General features: G+C 52.8%; 19 protein-coding genes. 9 read left to right on the forward strand and 10 right to left on the reverse strand.

Going from position 1 to position 17,308, the window contains the following annotated elements:
- Positions 1-174: 174 nt before the first annotated feature.
- On the forward strand, positions 175-1,881 hold the full coding sequence (gene dld, locus ABIB59_RS03150; protein WP_354033986.1) for a D-lactate dehydrogenase: 1,707 nt from the start codon (positions 175-177) through the stop codon (positions 1,879-1,881).
- Positions 1,882-2,018: 137 nt separating this feature from the next.
- Positions 2,019-2,573 carry a GNAT family N-acetyltransferase gene (locus ABIB59_RS03155; RefSeq protein ID WP_041852015.1) on the forward strand — a complete coding sequence of 185 codons (555 nt, stop codon included), beginning with the start codon at positions 2,019-2,021 and terminating at the stop codon, positions 2,571-2,573.
- On the opposite strand, the gene pbpG is transcribed toward ABIB59_RS03155, so the two are convergent.
- On the reverse strand, positions 2,574-3,512 hold the full coding sequence (gene pbpG / locus ABIB59_RS03160; RefSeq protein ID WP_071195698.1) for a D-alanyl-D-alanine endopeptidase: 939 nt from the start codon (positions 3,510-3,512) through the stop codon (positions 2,574-2,576).
- A gap of 171 nt (positions 3,513-3,683) precedes the next feature.
- Entirely contained in the window at positions 3,684-4,271 is a 588-nt protein-coding gene (locus tag ABIB59_RS03165; protein ID WP_354033988.1) for a Yip1 family protein, read from the reverse strand.
- Positions 4,272-4,450: 179 nt separating this feature from the next.
- On the opposite strand from ABIB59_RS03165, the gene ABIB59_RS03170 reads away from it, so the two are divergent.
- Complete coding sequence (locus tag ABIB59_RS03170; RefSeq protein ID WP_041852018.1) at positions 4,451-5,032, forward strand: DedA family protein; 582 nt, start codon at positions 4,451-4,453, stop codon at positions 5,030-5,032.
- Here the strand turns inward: ABIB59_RS03170 and ABIB59_RS03175 are convergent, their stop codons facing one another.
- On the reverse strand, positions 5,033-5,800 hold the full coding sequence (locus tag ABIB59_RS03175) for an SDR family oxidoreductase (RefSeq protein ID WP_354034162.1): 768 nt from the start codon (positions 5,798-5,800) through the stop codon (positions 5,033-5,035).
- A 115-nt stretch (positions 5,801-5,915) separates the two neighbouring features.
- Here ABIB59_RS03175 and ABIB59_RS26335 point away from each other — a divergent pair, with 115 nt between their 5' ends.
- Positions 5,916-5,999, forward strand: coding sequence for a small membrane protein YohP (locus tag ABIB59_RS26335; protein WP_090085588.1), 84 nt, complete (start codon positions 5,916-5,918; stop codon positions 5,997-5,999).
- Between the two features lie 56 nt (positions 6,000-6,055).
- Here the strand turns inward: ABIB59_RS26335 and ABIB59_RS03180 are convergent, their stop codons facing one another.
- From ABIB59_RS03180 to ABIB59_RS03200, 5 genes are all read right to left on the reverse strand, one after another.
- On the reverse strand, positions 6,056-7,450 hold the full coding sequence (locus tag ABIB59_RS03180) for a glycoside hydrolase family 1 protein (RefSeq protein WP_041852020.1): 1,395 nt from the start codon (positions 7,448-7,450) through the stop codon (positions 6,056-6,058).
- A gap of 15 nt (positions 7,451-7,465) precedes the next feature.
- A complete protein-coding gene (gene bglF, locus ABIB59_RS03185) occupies positions 7,466-9,325 on the reverse strand; it encodes a PTS beta-glucoside transporter subunit IIABC (protein WP_354033991.1) in 1,860 nt (619 codons plus the stop codon).
- 141 nt (positions 9,326-9,466) lie between these two features.
- On the reverse strand, positions 9,467-10,300 hold the full coding sequence (gene bglG, locus ABIB59_RS03190) for a transcriptional antiterminator BglG (RefSeq protein WP_041852022.1): 834 nt from the start codon (positions 10,298-10,300) through the stop codon (positions 9,467-9,469).
- Between the two features lie 152 nt (positions 10,301-10,452).
- The gene (gene dusC / locus ABIB59_RS03195; protein WP_041852023.1) at positions 10,453-11,391 is read right to left on the reverse strand and encodes a tRNA dihydrouridine(16) synthase DusC; all 939 of its coding nucleotides are present in this window, start codon (positions 11,389-11,391) and stop codon (positions 10,453-10,455) included.
- Between the two features lie 79 nt (positions 11,392-11,470).
- Entirely contained in the window at positions 11,471-12,013 is a 543-nt protein-coding gene (locus ABIB59_RS03200; protein ID WP_108700953.1) for a GNAT family N-acetyltransferase, read from the reverse strand.
- Between the two features lie 95 nt (positions 12,014-12,108).
- Here ABIB59_RS03200 and ABIB59_RS03205 point away from each other — a divergent pair, with 95 nt between their 5' ends.
- The 5 genes from ABIB59_RS03205 (at position 12,109) to sanA (ending at position 16,090) form a co-directional block, all read left to right on the forward strand.
- Complete coding sequence (locus ABIB59_RS03205) at positions 12,109-13,005, forward strand: LysR family transcriptional regulator (RefSeq protein ID WP_079496295.1); 897 nt, start codon at positions 12,109-12,111, stop codon at positions 13,003-13,005.
- Between the two features lie 137 nt (positions 13,006-13,142).
- The gene (locus tag ABIB59_RS03210; RefSeq protein WP_041852026.1) at positions 13,143-13,541 is read left to right on the forward strand and encodes a CidA/LrgA family protein; all 399 of its coding nucleotides are present in this window, start codon (positions 13,143-13,145) and stop codon (positions 13,539-13,541) included.
- On the forward strand, positions 13,538-14,233 hold the full coding sequence (locus ABIB59_RS03215) for a CidB/LrgB family autolysis modulator (RefSeq protein ID WP_108700952.1): 696 nt from the start codon (positions 13,538-13,540) through the stop codon (positions 14,231-14,233). The genes ABIB59_RS03210 and ABIB59_RS03215 overlap by 4 nt, the downstream gene beginning before the upstream one ends.
- A gap of 129 nt (positions 14,234-14,362) precedes the next feature.
- Positions 14,363-15,247, forward strand: a complete 885-nt coding sequence (gene cdd / locus ABIB59_RS03220) for a cytidine deaminase (protein WP_041852028.1) — start codon at positions 14,363-14,365, stop codon at positions 15,245-15,247.
- A gap of 126 nt (positions 15,248-15,373) precedes the next feature.
- On the forward strand, positions 15,374-16,090 hold the full coding sequence (gene sanA, locus ABIB59_RS03225; RefSeq protein WP_354033995.1) for an outer membrane permeability protein SanA: 717 nt from the start codon (positions 15,374-15,376) through the stop codon (positions 16,088-16,090).
- A gap of 18 nt (positions 16,091-16,108) precedes the next feature.
- Here sanA and ABIB59_RS03230 read toward each other — a convergent pair whose 3' ends face one another.
- Both ABIB59_RS03230 and ABIB59_RS03235 read right to left on the reverse strand, forming a co-directional pair.
- Entirely contained in the window at positions 16,109-16,534 is a 426-nt protein-coding gene (locus ABIB59_RS03230; RefSeq protein ID WP_041852030.1) for a hypothetical protein, read from the reverse strand.
- A 227-nt stretch (positions 16,535-16,761) separates the two neighbouring features.
- Positions 16,762-16,989 (reverse strand): BssS family protein, encoded by a 228-nt coding sequence (locus ABIB59_RS03235; RefSeq protein ID WP_041852031.1) that lies wholly within the window; start codon positions 16,987-16,989, stop codon positions 16,762-16,764.
- Positions 16,990-17,308: the final 319 nt, after the last annotated feature.

Here is a 17,308-nt window from a genome sequence, read left to right on the forward strand (position 1 = left end):
GTCGTTCACTCTCTCGTTTATACAGCCACTCGCGGGCCTGACCATGAAAAAAACGCAGTGTGCCATAATCGTAGTCCGGCTTGCAGAGTTATTCTCTGATTTTTCTGAGAATTCCTCACTTTCAGACACTATGCTTTAAAGCGAGAACGCTGTTCCACCACCAGGGAGAGGAAAATGTCTTCTACAACTTCCCAACACCATATCGCTTTTATCCGTGAACTCGAACGCCTCACTGGAGCTTCACATGTCCTGACCGACCCGGCCAAAACGGCACGCTACCGTAAGGGGTTTCGTTCCGGGCAGGGTGATGCGCTCGCCGTCGTCTTTCCCGGCACACTGCTTGAATTATGGCGTGTACTCAGCGCCTGTGTGAACGCCGATAAGATCATCCTGATGCAGGCGGCAAATACCGGCCTGACCGAAGGCTCAACGCCAAACGGTAATGACTACGACCGCGACATTATTATCATCAGCACCTTGCGGCTCGATAAACTGCATCTTATCGATAACGGTGAGCAGGTACTGGCTTATCCGGGCACAACCCTTTATTCGCTGGAAAAAGCGCTAAAACCGCTTGGCCGCGAGCCGCATTCCGTCATCGGTTCATCCTGTATCGGGGCATCGGTCATCGGCGGGATTTGTAATAACTCCGGCGGCGCGCTGGTGCAGCGCGGCCCGGCATACACCGAAATGTCGCTGTATGCGCGAATTGACGAAACCGGCAGACTCCAGTTGGTTAACCACTTAGGCATTGAGCTTGGCAGTACGCCGGAGCAAATCTTAAGTAAACTTGATGACGAACGGGTGACCGACGCCGATGTGCGCCACGATGGGCGTCACGGGCACGATCAGGATTATGTCACCCGCGTGCGCGATGTGGATGCGGATACACCGGCACGCTACAATGCCGACCCGGATCGTCTGTTTGAATCCTCCGGCTGTGCCGGGAAACTGGCCGTCTTCGCCGTACGACTGGACACCTTTGTCGCCCCCACCCATCAGCAGGTGTTTTATATCGGCACCAACCAGCCGCAGGTGCTGAGCGCGCTTCGCCGCCATATTCTTAGCGAGTTCACCCATTTGCCGGTGGCGGGGGAGTATATGCATCGCGATATTTACGATATCGCCGAGCGCTACGGGAAAGACACCTTCCTGATGATCGACAAGCTCGGCACCGACAAAATGCCTTTCTTTTTTACCCTGAAAGGCCGCACCGATGCCCTGCTGGCAAAAGCCTCCCTATTTAAGCCGCACTTTACCGACCGGGCAATGCAAAAGCTGGGGCACCTGTTCCCCTCTCACCTGCCACCGCGAATGAAAAGCTGGCGGGACAAGTATGAACACCATCTGCTACTGAAAATGTCGGGTGACGGTATCGCTGAGGCGCAACGCTGGCTGACCGAGTACTTTAAGACGGCAGAGGGCGGGTTCTTCGCCTGTACAACTGAAGAAGGGAACAAAGCCTTTCTTCACCGCTTCGCCGCAGCGGGGGCGGCAATTCGTTATCAGGCGGTACATGCCGATGAAGTAGAAGACATTCTGGCGCTGGATATTGCCCTGCGCCGCAATGACGATGACTGGTTCGAACACCTGCCGCCGGAGATTGACAGCCAGTTAACCTGGAAGCTCTATTACGGCCATTTCTTCTGCCATGTTTTCCATCAGGATTATATTGTGAAGAAAGGCGTTGATACGCACGCGCTCAAAGAACAGATGCTGAAATTATTGCGCCAGCGCGGCGCGCAATACCCGGCTGAACACAACGTGGGGCATTTATATGAAGCGCCCGATGATTTAAAACGTTTTTACCTGGAAAATGACCCAACAAACAGCATGAACCCTGGGATCGGTAAAACAAGCAAGAGAAAAAACTGGCAATAGACTATTACGTTAGTGGTTCGTCGCAGTCTAACTGCGATATATGTTTAAGCCAGGCTGTATTGTACTCTTCATTCGTACTAAAGTAGCAGGCCAGAGAAACGTTTCTCTGGCCTGCTACATTGAGGAGTTACTCCATCATGTCTGCCGTTGATGTCCTGTCCGAAAACGCACTCGTGGTGCGTGATGCCACGCTTGATGATGTTCATGCAATTTCATCTCTCTATGCCTGGCACGTGCTGCATGGCCGCGCCTCCTTCGAAGAAGTGCCGCCCACTATCGACGAAATGCGCCAACGCATGCACAAAATCGCCAATGACGGGCTTCCCTGGATGGTCGCGCTCTACCACGGCATCGTGGTGGGGTATTGCTATGCAAGCCCTTACCGTCCGCGCCAGGCCTACCGCTATACTCTGGAAGAGTCTATCTATGTTGACGCCAGTATGACCGGACGAGGTATTGGCAGTATGCTGATGGATGCGCTGATCGCAAGGTGTGAAGAAGGTCCGTGGCGGCAGATGATCGCGGTGATCGGCGATGGGCAAAATAATGCCGGATCGCTGCGCCTGCACAAAAAACACGGCTTCGAAATTGTCGGGCAGTTACGCAGCGTGGGCTACAAGAAGGGTGACTGGCGGGATACGGTTATCATGCAGCGCCCACTCAACGATGGTGACTGGACGCTGCCGGAATAATTAGTCGTTTTGCGCGGTTTGTGCGCCGTGGTTTTCCACCATCTGCGCCGCTTTCTGACGTTTGTAGCTTAATGCGGAAGCGGGTACAGGCTGTGCTTTCCCGGTTTCAATCCAGGTCCGTAAACGGCTGGCATCCGCAAAGTGGGTATATTTCCCGAAAGCATCCATCACCACCAGTGCCACCGGCTTATTATTAATAACGGTACGCATCACCAGACAGTGACCCGCCGCATTGGTAAACCCGGTTTTGGTCAACTGAATATTCCAGTTATCGCGATACACCAGATGGTTGGTATTACGGAACGGCAGCGTATACCCCGGATTACTGAACGTCGCCATGTCTTCCCGCGTGGTGCTCAACTGGCCCAGCAGCGGATACTGTTTGGTGGCCACCAGCAGTTTAATCAAGTCGCTCGCCGTGGACACATTGCTGATAGATAAGCCTGTCGGCTCGACATAACGGGTATGCGTCATGCCCAACGCCTTCGCTTTCGCATTCATCGCACGAATAAACGCGTCATATCCACCAGGATAATGGTGAGCAAGGCTCGCCGCCGCACGGTTTTCTGAGGACATCAGCGCCAGCAGCAGCATATCTTTGCGGCTGATTTCACTGTTCAGGCGTACGCGAGAGTAGATCCCTTTCATTTCCGGCGTATGGCTGATATCCACTTTTATTTTTTCATCCAGCGGCAGATGCGCATCCAGCACTACCATTGCCGTCATCAACTTAGTGATAGACGCGATGGGACGTACCAGATCCGGGTGGCTGGAATAGATAACCTGGTTGGTTTGTAAATCGACAATCATCGCGCTACCGGAGGCAATTTCAGGTTGCGCGGACGCCGTTGCCGCAGCAGTTTTTGCCAGCGCCTGCGGTGCGACGGGCACGGCAAACATAAGCGCGAGGCTTAATAAAGAAACTCGGATTTTCAGCATGGTGTGACTTCTGATGATTATTCATGCACGTGATTACGCACACCGCATCTGTTCAGGAAGTAAATAACAGAAGCTGGCCCTGGCATAATAGCCGCCACGCCCGCATGTCGCCACACAAGATTCATTGCAGAAGATTGCGTTGCTGGTACTTCAACCAGCAACGCAATGTGATTAGAACAGACGGTAGCCGTAACCCCAAAGAATGACCGTGAGCGCCAGTAGTACTTCAAGTACCAGCACCCCAATTGCCAGCGTCGAGCTGGAGAAACTCAGCCCTTCCTCTCGGTTGATATTGAGGAAGGTGGGTATCCCTACATAGAGCAGATAACCGGTATAGAAGAGTGCTACTGTCCCCACCAGCGCGCACAGCCAGACCAGCGGGAAGAGCGCCACAATACCGCTCAAAAAGAGTGGCGTTGCGACATACCCGGCAAACACCATACAGCGCGCCAGAGAGGGACGCTGCGGGTAGCTCCTTGCCATCCACCAAATCACACGGCCCATCACCGCCACACCGGCCAGCATCAGCGCATAGAAAATGACGGCCAGATAAAACGCGGTAAACCAGTTCAACTGAACCACGCTTTCTTCGCCAAAATTCCAGCCTATTTGCGTCGTGCCAATAAAAGCACAGATAACGGGAATCGCCGCCATGAACAGTACATGGTGGGTGTAGTGATGCGAAACGGTTTCGTTTTCGCCCTTTATGACCTGCATTTCACGATCGGGATGGGAAAAAAGTCCCCAGACATGGTTCATAACGCCCCCTTGCTGAATGCCCGAATACAGACACCTTAAGTATAAGTCACTCTACTGGTTATTTTGTGTTCAGATCAAAAAATACGTAGCGATAATCCGCGCAACGAAACCGTGGTTGTCGGCGCATTCAATTCATAGGGTGTATGCTTAAGGGGTTTAACGGGAGAATTGTTGGACCTATGGATATGAATCATCTTATCAGCCAGTACGGCTATGCCGCGCTGGTTGTTGGTAGTATTGCTGAGGGGGAAACCATCACCCTGCTGGGTGGCGTTGCCGCGCATCAGGGGTTGCTTAAGTTTCCGCTGGTGGTCATGGCCGTTGCGCTCGGTGGGATGATTGGAGACCAGTTGCTCTATTTACTGGGGCGCCGATATGGCATGAAGATCCTGCAACGCTTTTCCCGCCATCAGGACAAAATTAACCAGGCGCAACGCATGATTAACCGCCGTCCCTGGCTGTTTGTCATCGGTACGCGTTTTATGTACGGCTTTCGCATCATCGGGCCGCTACTGATCGGCGCCAGCCATCTGCCCCCAAAAATCTTCCTGCCACTGAATATTTTCGGTGCCATCGTCTGGGCATTGATTTTCACGACGTTAGGCTACCTGGGTGGGGAAGTTATCGGACCGTGGTTACATCAGTTTGATCACCATCTTAAGAAGCTGATTTGGCTGGTACTGGCCGTGGTGGTAGTCTTTTCCGTGCGCTGGTGGCTGCGGCATCGGCAAAAGAAACGCCGCAATCCACCGTCAGAGTAGTTAATGGCGGCTGGCGTTAAACTGCGGATTCGCCAGCATAAAGCCGCCGTCGACAATGAACGACTGCCCGGTGGTATAACTGGCGTCATCAGAACAGAGCCAGGCCACCAGGCTCGCAATCTCCTGGGTTTTACCGGGCCTTGCCAGCGGGATGTTCGGCATAGAGCCCGGTTTGGCGTCAGCATCGCTCATGTTATTCATCGGCGTGGCTATCGCACCAGGCGCCACCGCATTCACCAGTATGTTGTAACTAACAAGCTCCAGTGCCATGGATTTGGTTAATCCGCCCAACGCGTGTTTCGCCGCCGTATAGGCGCTGGCTTCGGGCAATGGGGTATGTTCATGCACAGAGGTGATATTCACAATGCGTCCCCCCTGCCCCTGCTTAACCATATGACGCGCGGCAATTTGTGAACACAACATCGCCCCTTCAACATCCACGGTAAAAATCTTCCGCCACGCTTCCAGACTGACATCCAAAAACGGTGCTTTGGTCATTGCGCCGGCATTATTGACCAGCGCATCGACACGGCCGAACGCATTAATCAGCGTCTCGATAGCCTGAGCGCCGTCCGGCAGATGGCTTAAGTCGAGCTGGATGGTACGGGCCTGTCTGCCGCGCGCTTCTACCTGTTGAACAGTATCGTGCGCACCGCTGTCATCCGAGTGCCAGGTGATACCAATATCAAACCCTTTTTCCGCCAGCATTAGCGCGCAGGCTTTACCAATACCTGAATCCGCTGCGGTCACAATAGCGACTTTCTGCATGGTCATTTTCCCCTCCGGTCGTGAGGCCAAACCTTCAGTATAGAGAAAAGGCATATTTCTGAACGGTTGCTACACTTTGCGGTGAGTAAAACGCATCAAGGGAGAGAAACGCATGTTGAAAGTATTGCTGTGGGTTATTTTGATTATCTTTTTGATTGGGCTGTTGGTGGTCACCGGCGTATTTAAGATGATTTTCTAAAAACTCCCCCTCACCTCCGTGGAAGTGAGGGGGTATTGCGAATGACAGCCGTTAGCTTATCGCTTAAGCGATGCTCCTTTGCTGGCGATGACTTCCTGATACCACCAGAAACTTTTCTTACGGCTGCGCGCCAGCGTACCGTTACCGGCATCATCACGATCAACGTAGATAAAGCCATAGCGTTTGGAAATCTCCGCTTTTGACGCGCTCACCAGATCGATTGGCCCCCAACTGGTATACCCCATCACCTCCACCCCGTCTTCAATGGCTTCGCGTACCTGCACAAGGTGATCGTTAAGATAGCTGATGCGGTAATCGTCATTGATGCTGCCATCCGCTTCCGGTTTGTCTTTCGCACCCAGACCGTTTTCCACGATAAATAACGGTTTCTGCCAGCGATCCCACATGACGTTCAGCAGCGTGCGCAGGCCAACCGGGTCAATCTGCCAGCCCCATTCTGAGCTTGCAAGGTGCGGGTTCGGTACCATGCTGAGTATGTTGCCGCGCGCTTTCTGGTTCAGCTCTTCATCGGTCGTCACACAGCCGGTCATATAGTAGCTAAACGAGATAAAATCGATGGTGGTGCGCAGCGCGTCACGATCCGCATCGCTAATGTTGAGATTAATGCCGTTTTCACGGAAGAAACGCAGCATATAACCCGGATATTCGCCACGGCACTGCACGTCGCCAAAGAACTGCCAGGTACGGTTTTGCTGCAGCGTTTCCAGCACGTCTTCCGGTTTGCAGCTCAGCGGATACATCAGGCCACCGAGGATCATGTTGCCGATTTTGGCATCCGGGATAATCTCGTGGCAGGCTTTTACCGCCAGCGCGCTCGCCACAAGCTGATGGTGGATAGCCTGGAAGATCTCCGCTTTGCTGCTACCTTCCGGCAGACCGACACCCGTCATCGGGGCATGCAGCGACATGTTGATCTCGTTAAAAGTCAGCCACAGCTTCACTTTGTTCTTATAACGTTCAAATACCGTGCGGGCATAACGCTCAAAGAAGGTAATGGTCTGACGGCTGCCCCAGCCACCGTAACCTTTCACCAGCCCCCATGGCATTTCGTAATGCGATAACGTCACCAGCGGCGTCATCCCTTTGCTGATCATCTCATCAAACAGTTTGTCGTAGAACGCCAGCCCCGCTTCGTTGGGCGTGGTTTCATCCCCGTTGGGGAAAATACGCGTCCAGGCAATGGACACCCGCAGGCAGCTAAAACCCATTTCCGCAAACAGGGCGATATCTTCCGGGTAGCGGTGATAGAAATCGATAGCGACATCTTTCAGGCCGCTGTCACCTGCCACGCGCTCGACCACGTCACCGAATACGCCTTTTGGTTGCACATCCGAGGTGGAAAGGCCTTTGCCGTCTTCCAGATAAGCGCCTTCCACCTGGTTTGCAGCGATAGCGCCGCCCCATAAGAAGTCATTCGGGAATGTATTCATTGATATCTCCTTTGATTAACGATTGACGGCCAGTAGCGGCATTCCGGATTCCACCGATGTCGATGCCACGGTCGTCACAGCGCGATAGTCGTCACTGTTGCTGATGATGATGGGCGTTGCCAGATCGTATCCGGCTGAGAGGATCGCATCGCGATCGAACTCCAGCAGTAAATCGCCAGGCTGAACTTTGTCGCCAACGCTGACATGTGCGGTAAAGGGCTTGCCCTCCAGCTTGACGGTATCAATGCCCACGTGAATCAGCACCTCAATGCCGCTGTCGCTTAATAAGCCGATGGCATGTTTTGTCTGAAAGAGTGAGGCCACTTCACCGGCAAAGGGCGCAATCACTTTATTGTCCGAGGGGATAATCGCCGCCCCCTGGCCGAGCAACCCGGCGGCAAAGGTGCTGTCCGGCACCTGTTCAAGCGCCAGTACGGTTCCGGACATCGGTGAGAGGATGTCGTTTTCGCCCGGCACAACGGCAATCGGTTTTGTCACCGCAGTCGTTTTCGGCATCCCCGCCACAAAGGTCAGGGTGCATGCCAGCACCAGTGAAACAACGGTGCCCAGAATCCCGCCCCACAGGGTGGCATCCACGCCGCCCGGCGGGATCATCTGCGCCAGAGTAAAGACATTGGCAAAACCAAACGAGTAGACGTGACTGTCGCTAAAGCCAACAATCGCCCCGCCGATAGCCCCGGAAACGCAACCAAAAATAAACGGACGGCGCAGCGGTAGCGTCAGACCATAGACCGCTGGTTCAGTAATACCGAAGATACCCGCCGTGGCCGCCGAACCGGCCAGTATTTTCTGACGAGGGTCGCGGGTACGCAGGAAAATCCCCAGTACCGCCCCTACCTGGCCCAGTACCGCAGGCAGTAAAATGGGCAGCATCGTGTCCTGGCCGAACACGGTCAGGTTATTGATCATGAGCGGCACCAGCCCCCAGTGCAGACCGAAAATCACGCACACCTGCCACAGCGCACCCAACGCTGCGCCAGCAAGCCAGGGGGCAAAGAGGTAGATGGCCTGATAGCCGTGCGCCAGCCCCTGGCTCAGCAAGGTCGCCAGCGGACCGATCGCCAGGAAGGTCAGCGGCACAATCACCGCGATGCAGATCAGCGGACTAAAAAAGTTCTTCACTGCCGAGTGCAGGAATTTATTACATTGCTTTTCCAGCCAGCAGCTTGCCCAGGCGGCAATGATGATCGGAATAACCGAGCCGCTGTAATTGATAAAAGTTATCGGAATTCCCAAAAACGTTTCGCTGACCGCCCCTGGTGCCTGGCTTGCTTCAAAGGCTTTTATCATCATCGGGTGGGTCAGCGCGCCGCCAATCGCGAGGGTCACAAAGGCGTTACCGCCAAATTTCTTCCCGGCGGTGTAACCGAGAATCAGCGGGAAGAAGAAGAACAGCGCGTCGCTGGCGGCAAACCAGATTTGATATGTTCCGCTGTTTGTCGTCAGCCAGCCGCAGACCACGGCCAGCGCCAGCAGCCCTTTCAGGATCCCTGATGCTGCCATAATACCGATAAAAGGGGTAAAAATGCCGGAGACGACGTCGATCACGCGACCAACAAGAGAGACTTTCTCCCCTTGTTCCGGCTCAGCAACCGGTGTGTCATCCGTGAGCCCGGCTTCATCACGCACCGCCTGCCAGACGTCATGAACGTGGTTACCGACCACTACCTGAAACTGCCCGCCGCTTTCGACCACCATAATGATGCCTGGATTGGCTTTCAGCCCTTCGCCATCAGCTTTCTTGTTATCTTTGAGCTTAAAGCGTAACCGGGTGGCGCAGTGCACCAGGCTGGTAATGTTCTCCTTGCCCCCAACGTGGCTGAGAATATCTTTCGCCAGCGCTTGATATTCCATGCTTTTTCCTTACTTCTTATGCCCGAAGGCTGTGACTGAGATAAAAAAAAACCTGAGTCCAGCACCTCGCGGGCCGGGCTCAGGTTTTGCCTGCGAGATGCAGTAACAATCCTGTTTTACACTTCGTTCTTCACGCTATTTTTAGCGTTTATCTTTTCGTACACGCTCAATATGAATCGCAAGGAACATAATCTCTTCTGTGGTGAGGTTCCGCTGATAATTTTGTTCCAGATGGCGGGCCACCTTTTCCGCACAACGCCAGGCGCTGGCATAGTTCTCTTTAACCGCCTGGTGCAGCGACAAATCGTCATCCTCGACCACCGTGCGGGTTAACATCCGCTGCGAGAAAAATTTCAGGTGCGTGACGAACCGATGATAGCTGAGCGACTCTTCGTTATAGTCGAGTTTCAACTGATACTTCACGATATGCAGGATCTCCTGCATCACTTTGGTGATATGCATAACATCCGGCATATCACTGTTAAGCTGGGCGGTAACCAGGTGCAGCGCGATAAATCCGGCTTCATCTTCTGGTAATTCCACGCCCAGGCGTTTTGCGATGATTGCCCGCGCCTCTTGCCCAATCTGGAACTCTTTGGGATAGAGACGGCGTATCTCCCACAACAGAACATTGCGAATCACCTGCCCTGTTTTCAGCCGTTCAATGGCAAAAAAACAGTGGTCTGTCAGGGTGATATAGAGGCTATCCTGCAACTTCCCCAGCCGACCACGCGCCAGTTCAATAATGCGATCGCAGGCGGTCATCACCTCAAGCGGGATCTGATTGAGCAACTCGCTTAAGCGCCTGACCAGTTCGTCACTTTGCAGGGCAAAAATCTTCTCGATTTTGCTGTCATCCAGCTCATCGCCGGTACGTTTCTGGAACGCGAGCCCCCGGCCCATAACGACCTGCTCGCGTTGTTGTTCATCCAGCACGACCACCACATTATTATTAAGTATTTTGGCGATTTTCATCCGAACCCCAGAAACAAAAAAACCTGACTTCCGGCAAATGCCAGAACATCAGGTTTAGCCTGCTTACGCAGTAACAATCCGCAGGAAACTTTATCAGGTTGGTTCATTCACTCAATCAATGCCACACAAAAACGTGACTATGATCGCAGAGTTTACGCTTTCAGTGCCTGAATCGCGCGGGCTATGTCCGGCGAACTCTTAAGGGTACGAATCTGCTCGAACAGCGTAGTCGCTTCGGCGTACTCTTTGCGCAGATAGCCCAGCCACTGTTTGATTCGCGCCACATGATACATCCCGGTATCGCCCTGCTTTTCCAGCCGCGTGTATTTTTGCAACAGCGCAACAACCTCGGGCCAGGGCATACGCGGCGCGTTTTCTTTGACGACCCGGCTCAGGTTGGGGACGTTCAGCGCGCCACGACCAATCATTACCGCATCGCAGCCGGTTGCTGCCATGCAGTCCTGCGCGCTCTGCCAGTCCCAGATCTCGCCATTCGCGACAACCGGAATGCTAAGACGCTGGCGAATTTCACCAATGGCCTGCCAGTTAATACGCTCCGCTTTATAGCCGTCTTCTTTTGTTCGCCCGTGAACCACCAGCTCAGATGCGCCGGCCTGCTGAACGGCATCGGCAATTTCAAACTGTCGTGCGCCGCTATCCCACCCCAGACGCACTTTTACCGTTACCGGCAGATGAGCGGGCACGGCTTCGCGCATGGCTTTCGCCCCGCGATAAATCAGCTCAGGGTCTTTGAGCAGCGTTGCCCCGCCGCCGCTGCCATTCACTAGCTTCGACGGACAGCCGCAGTTGAGATCGACGCCCCACGAACCTAACTCCACCGCACGAGCCGCGTTTTCCGCCAGCCACTCGGGGTATTGCCCCAGTAGTTGTACGCGAACCAGCGTGCCGGAGGGGGTGCGACTTTGATGATGCAGTTCAGGGCAGATGCGGTAAAACGATTTTGCCGGCAACAGTTGGTCGACCACCCGCACAAACTCGGTGATACAGTGATCGTAGTCGTTAACCTCGGTCAGCAGCTCGCGCACCAGCGAATCGAGCACACCTTCCATCGGCGCCAGTAATACACGCATACATTGCCCCTGAAAAAATGAGGCGACATAGTAGCGCCTCTGACACAGGGAAGAAAGTGTGTTTCAAAACGCTACTGCATCAGGCCGAGCGTCGGTAAGCGTCCACAGCCGGAAGGGTCGAACTCCCCTCACCCAGCGTGCGCTGCATAATAACAATATCCAGCCAGCGCCCATGCTTAAAACCGACATTGTTCAGCGTCCCTGTCAGGATAAAACCTGCCTGCTGATGCAGGCGCAACGACCCCACATTTTCACTGTTGCCAACAACGGCAATAAGCTGGCGATAGCCGTGATTTTCCGCCCATTCAATGGCTTTCGCCAGTAACGCTTTGCCCGCACCGCGCTGGCGAAATTGTTCATCAATATAGATAGAATCCTCCAGCGTGTAGCGGTAGGCATAACGCGTGCGATAATGTGAAAGGTAGCAATAGCCTTTCACGATCCCCTCTTCGAGAATGACAAACCACGGCAATCCGGCGCTGCGAGTCTTGTTCAAACGCGCCAGCATTTCCTCTCTGTCAGGCGCAGCGGTTTCAAATGAGGCGCTGCCATTCACCACGTGCCAGGCGTATATTTGCTGCATTGCGCTAATATGTTGTTCTTCTGCTTCGATAATTTCCATTGTCCGGCTCCTGCTCAGGTCTGTTGACAGGCTAGCCGTAACGCATAAGTACAGACATAGTGCTGCGCTTATTACCTGTATAAGGAAAACTTTGGATGGCACACCTCAGTCTCGATCAATTGACGACCTACAGGCTGGTCATCAGCCGGCGCAGCTTTACCGCTGCCGCCGAAGCGCTGGGGATCTCGCAGCCTGCGGTCAGTCTCCAGATGCGCCAGTTGGAGACCGCGCTGCAAACCCGCCTGATTGAACGCACCGGTCGCGGCGTTCGCCCGACACCGGCAGGGCTGACATTACTGGCCCACTGCGAAGAAATCGAAAAAGCCGTTAGTGCTGCCGTGCAATCTGTTGCTATGCATAAACTCGATATCAGCGGCACGGTTACGCTTGGCACTGGCGCCACGGTTTGTATTCATTTATTACCTGCCATATTGCAACAGCTTCGTAAAGACTATCCTCAGCTCTCGGTTGGCGTCAGAACCGGCAATACGCAGGATATTGTCCGGGGGGTTGAGGAAAACAGTATCGACATCGGTCTTGTTACCCTGCCCGCCATCAGCAGGAATCTGGATGTAACGCCGGTCCTGGTCGATGAATTCGTCTCTATCACGGCAAAACCGTCCGAGGGCGAGTCTGGCGTTGAGACGGAGCAACTGCCGCTGATTGTTTTTGCCACCGGGAGCAGCACACGTCAGCTTATTGACGGCTGGTTCCAGCGTGCCGGTAAGAATGCCTCGCCAGTGATGGAGCTTGGCAGTATTGAGGCGATAAAACGGATGGTGCGCGCAGGGCTCGGTTACAGCATTGTGCCGCGGATGTCGGTTACGCAGGCAGAGGATTGCGCTGGCTTAACTGTTCAGCCACTGGTTCCTGCGCTGCATCGCACGCTTGGGCTGATTATGCGCCAGGACAAAGTCGTGAATCGCGCAATGCGCGAAGTGATCCACAGCATTCAGGCGATCCCCTCAGCAGAGCGTAAAGACAGCGCGTAATCCAGGAACAACAATCTTGTGGTAATGCCCGACGTTCCAGAATGGAATGTTTGGTATGCTCAGAATTCATGATGTGATCGGTAGCACATTTCCGGCTTTAATTGTATGATGAATGCGTTTCATCAAGGGTATACACCATGAGTAAATCACTGAACATTGTCTGGCAGTACCTTCGCGCATTTGTCCTGATATATGCTTGTTTATACGCAGGAATTTATATTTCATCACTGCTGCCTATTACGATTCCCGGCAGCATTATTGGCATGTTAATCATGTTCGTCCTGCTGGCACTGCAAATCCTGCCCGCCAAATGGGTCAATCCCGGCTGCTACGTGCTGATCCGCTACATGGCGCTCCTGTTTGTGCCTATCGGCGTGGGCGTAATGCAGTATTACGACATTCTGCGCGCGCAGTTTGGGCCAATAGTCGTCTCCTGTGCCGTCAGTACGGTGATTGTCTTTCTTGTGGTGAGCTGGAGTACGCATCTGGTACACGGCGAGCGTAAAGTCGTTGGCGAGAAGGGAAGTGAAAAATGATGGCATATATCTGGTGGTCGCTTCCGCTCACGCTGGCGGTCTTTTTTGCAGCGCGTAAGCTCTCCGCGCGCTTCAAGATGGCGCTGTTAAATCCTTTGCTGATTGCGATGGTGGTCATTATCCCGTTCCTGCTGGTCACCGGTATCCCCTATGACCACTACTTCCAGGGCAGCAAAATCCTTAACGATTTATTGCAACCTGCCGTGGTCGCCCTGGCGTTTCCACTTTATGAGCAGTTGCACCAGATCCGCGCGCGCTGGAAATCCATCATCACTATCTGCTTTTTTGGCAGTATTGTGGCGATGGCGAGCGGCGCCGGTATTGCACTGATGATGGGGGCATCGCCAGAGATTGCCGCCTCTATTCTGCCTAAATCGGTCACCACGCCGATTGCCATGGCGGTTGGCGGCAGCATTGGCGGCATTCCGGCAATTAGCGCAGTCTGTGTGATTTTTGTCGGCGTCCTGGGCGCAGTCTTCGGTCATACCCTGCTGAATGCCATGCGTATCCACACAAAATCAGCACGTGGCCTGGCAATGGGCACCGCGTCGCACGCTCTGGGTACCGCGCGTTGTGCAGAGCTGGATTATCAGGAAGGGGCCTTTAGCTCACTGGCGCTGGTCATTTGTGGGATTATTACGTCACTGATTGCGCCATTTCTGTTCCCGATCATCCTCGCGATAGCGGGCTAAAATTTGCGATGCGTCGCGCATTTTTAATTTGAATTGCATACGTTGCATATACAGTGAGATGTTGATCACATATAAAGGCTAAAACGGCCCTTACACTACGATCCCAATACATTGTTATGAGGCAACGCCATGCATTCACGTTTTCACACTGCGTTTCCGACCCTTGCGGAGAATTTACAGGCCGCACTGGCACCGCTGTTGGCGGACGCGGATTTTCCCGCGATGTTAAGCGCAGAACAGGTAGCGGCTCTGCTTAACGCCACAGGGATGGACGAAGACGCGTTGGCTTTCGCTCTGTTACCGTTAGCAGCAGCCTGCGCACGTACTGAGCTTTCGCACTTTAACGTCGGCGCGATTGCCCGCGGCGTCAGCGGCACCTGGTATTTCGGTAGCAATATGGAATTCCTTGGCGCCACCATGCAGCAAACCGTCCATGCAGAGCAAAGCGCCATTAGCCACGCCTGGCAGCGCGGTGAAAAAGCGCTGGCCTCCATCACCGTTAATTACACCCCCTGCGGTCACTGTCGTCAGTTTATGAATGAACTGAACAGCGGCCTGACGCTGCGTATTAACTTACCGGGGCGTGCGCCGCATACCCTTGGCGATTATCTGCCTGACGCATTCGGTCCTAAAGACCTTGAGATTAAAACCCTGCTACTTGATGCTCAGGACCACGGGTTTGCCCTCAGCGGAGATGCGCTTTCTCAGGCGGCTATCGCAGCGGCCAACAAAAGTCATACGCCGTATACACAGTCACCGTCTGGTGTGGCTATTGAGTGTCGCAATGGGCGTATTTTCAGCGGCAGCTATGCGGAAAATGCCGCATTCAACCCGACACTGCCACCACTCCAGGGCGCGTTAAATCTGATGAGCCTGGCCGGGTTCGACTATCCGGATATGCAGCGCGCGGTACTCGCAGAAAAAGCCGATGCCCCTCTCACCCAATGGGACGCAACTGTCGCCACGTTGCGCGCTCTGGGTTGCCAGAACGTTGAGCGTGTTTTGCTCGACTAACCAGCCAACTGCGGGCATTTTGCCCGCAGTGATGAAAAACCCCGCAATTGAACGCCCGTTTCTTGCGATTGCCGGACGGGTAAAGTAGCCTTGAGTGAAATTTAATCCTGTATCGAGTTTGTCCGCATGCTAAAGCGCTTTGTATACAGCCTGTTGGTCCTTATCGGCTTACTGCTGTTGACTGCGCTCGGCTTAGACCGCTGGATAAGCTGGAAAACCGCCCCCTACATCTACGATGACCTGCAGGATTTACCCTGGCGTCAGGTGGGAGTGGTACTGGGCACAGCAAAATATTACCGCACTGGCGTGATTAATCAGTATTACCGCTATCGTATTCAGGGTGCGCTGAATGCCTACAACAGCGGCAAAGTGAATTACCTGCTGTTAAGCGGTGATAACGCTCTGCAAAGTTATAATGAGCCGATGACCATGCGTAAGGACCTGATTGCCGCTGGCGTTGACCCTTCTGATATCGTGCTGGACTACGCAGGCTTTCGCACACTCGACTCGATTGTGCGTACTCGTAAGGTTTTCGATACTAACGATTTTATTATTATCACCCAGCGCTTTCATTGCGAACGTGCACTTTTTATTGCCCAGCATATGGGCATCCAGGCGCAATGCTATGCCGTCCCTTCGCCGAAAAATATGTGGAGCGTACGCATACGCGAATTTGGCGCACGTCTGGGGACGCTCGCTGATTTATATCTGTTCAAACGTGAGCCCCGTTTCTTAGGCCCGCTGGAACCTATTCCTTCATTGCAGGAAATACCCGACGATGCACAGGGCTACCCGGCGGTCACCGTCGAGCAGTTACTTGATTTAGACAAGAAAAGTAACTAGATATCTCTCTACCCCACATCAAAACACAGATACACCACGCGCGGGTATTTTGGCAGGACGAATTAGCGAATAATTGCGCGCCATAAATTCTTGATGGTCGATATAGACTTGTCCTTGCTTATTCAGCGTCCAAAGCCCTGAGAGGGCGTTAAATGGCAATGTGATTTCGCCACCGGGCGTTGAGACAATATACTCGCCAGTCCGTAAGTAACCTGCATAACATTCAATACGCAATTGCGATCTATTTTGCATTGAAAATTCAATTTTACTGAATCCTGTGGGTATAACGGTATAAAACCAGGCAGGCAAATTGGTTATTTTCAGGTCACCAAGATCGGCAACAACAGCATTATCCCGTAGTAGTTGCACGGATTTTAAATAGTAGTGAACAGTGGTTTGTCTTTCGTGCGGCGGGTGATCAACTTTAAAATACACAACATTCATAGGCGCTCCAGTTCAGCATCACAATGGATTGCTCACCTATAATATATAGCGTAAGAAGCAGGCAATACGCCAACATTAAGAATTGGCTTAAGTGTTAACGTAGCGGCACTTAACTATTATGTAGTACGATTAACGAAATATAATAGTAAGGTACCTAACAATAATAGGCAGCAGACTGCAATGAGCCACAGCTGCTGCAATGTTAATCATTCATAAACTGAGGGGTATCAGGCAACTTTTTCTTCATACTTATGCAGACTAACCTGGAGGTCGTAAATGAGGCTTTTAACCTTCTCCGGCGTCAGACTAAAAAACTGCGACTCGAACGTTGAACCGCCCGGCGCATAAGGGGAAGTACTGTAACCAAAACGAATAACCACGCCATTCAAATCTTCCACTGCTCCCACCTGCCATCCATTAACGGGAAATGCAGGAAATGCTGATTCATTGTTCATCCTAATCTCCTTGTGAATGTTGTGACTCAAAGAGCGTAGCACCGAAATGAAAAAATTAACAACAGAGAATAGGTGAACTTTTAACGCAAAAGTGAATTTGTTATTCCATCCGCAATATCACCGGTTTTATTAATTACCAACCTAAGTAAATTCTGAATATATGTTATTCAACAGAGGGTTATCAGTTAACAATTTGTTACCTTCATGTTCAAAAAAAGGACAACCGGAAGATATATCCTTGACGAATCGCTTAAGAGAAATAGCCGCTTCGCTAGTTTTAGCTTTCACAAAAAATAAGAAAAATGGCGCGCTCCGTTTG

Origin of the sequence: Citrobacter sp. UYEF32, from assembly GCF_040546205.1 — a bacterium.
GTDB classification, from domain to species: domain Bacteria; phylum Pseudomonadota; class Gammaproteobacteria; order Enterobacterales; family Enterobacteriaceae; genus Phytobacter; species Phytobacter diazotrophicus.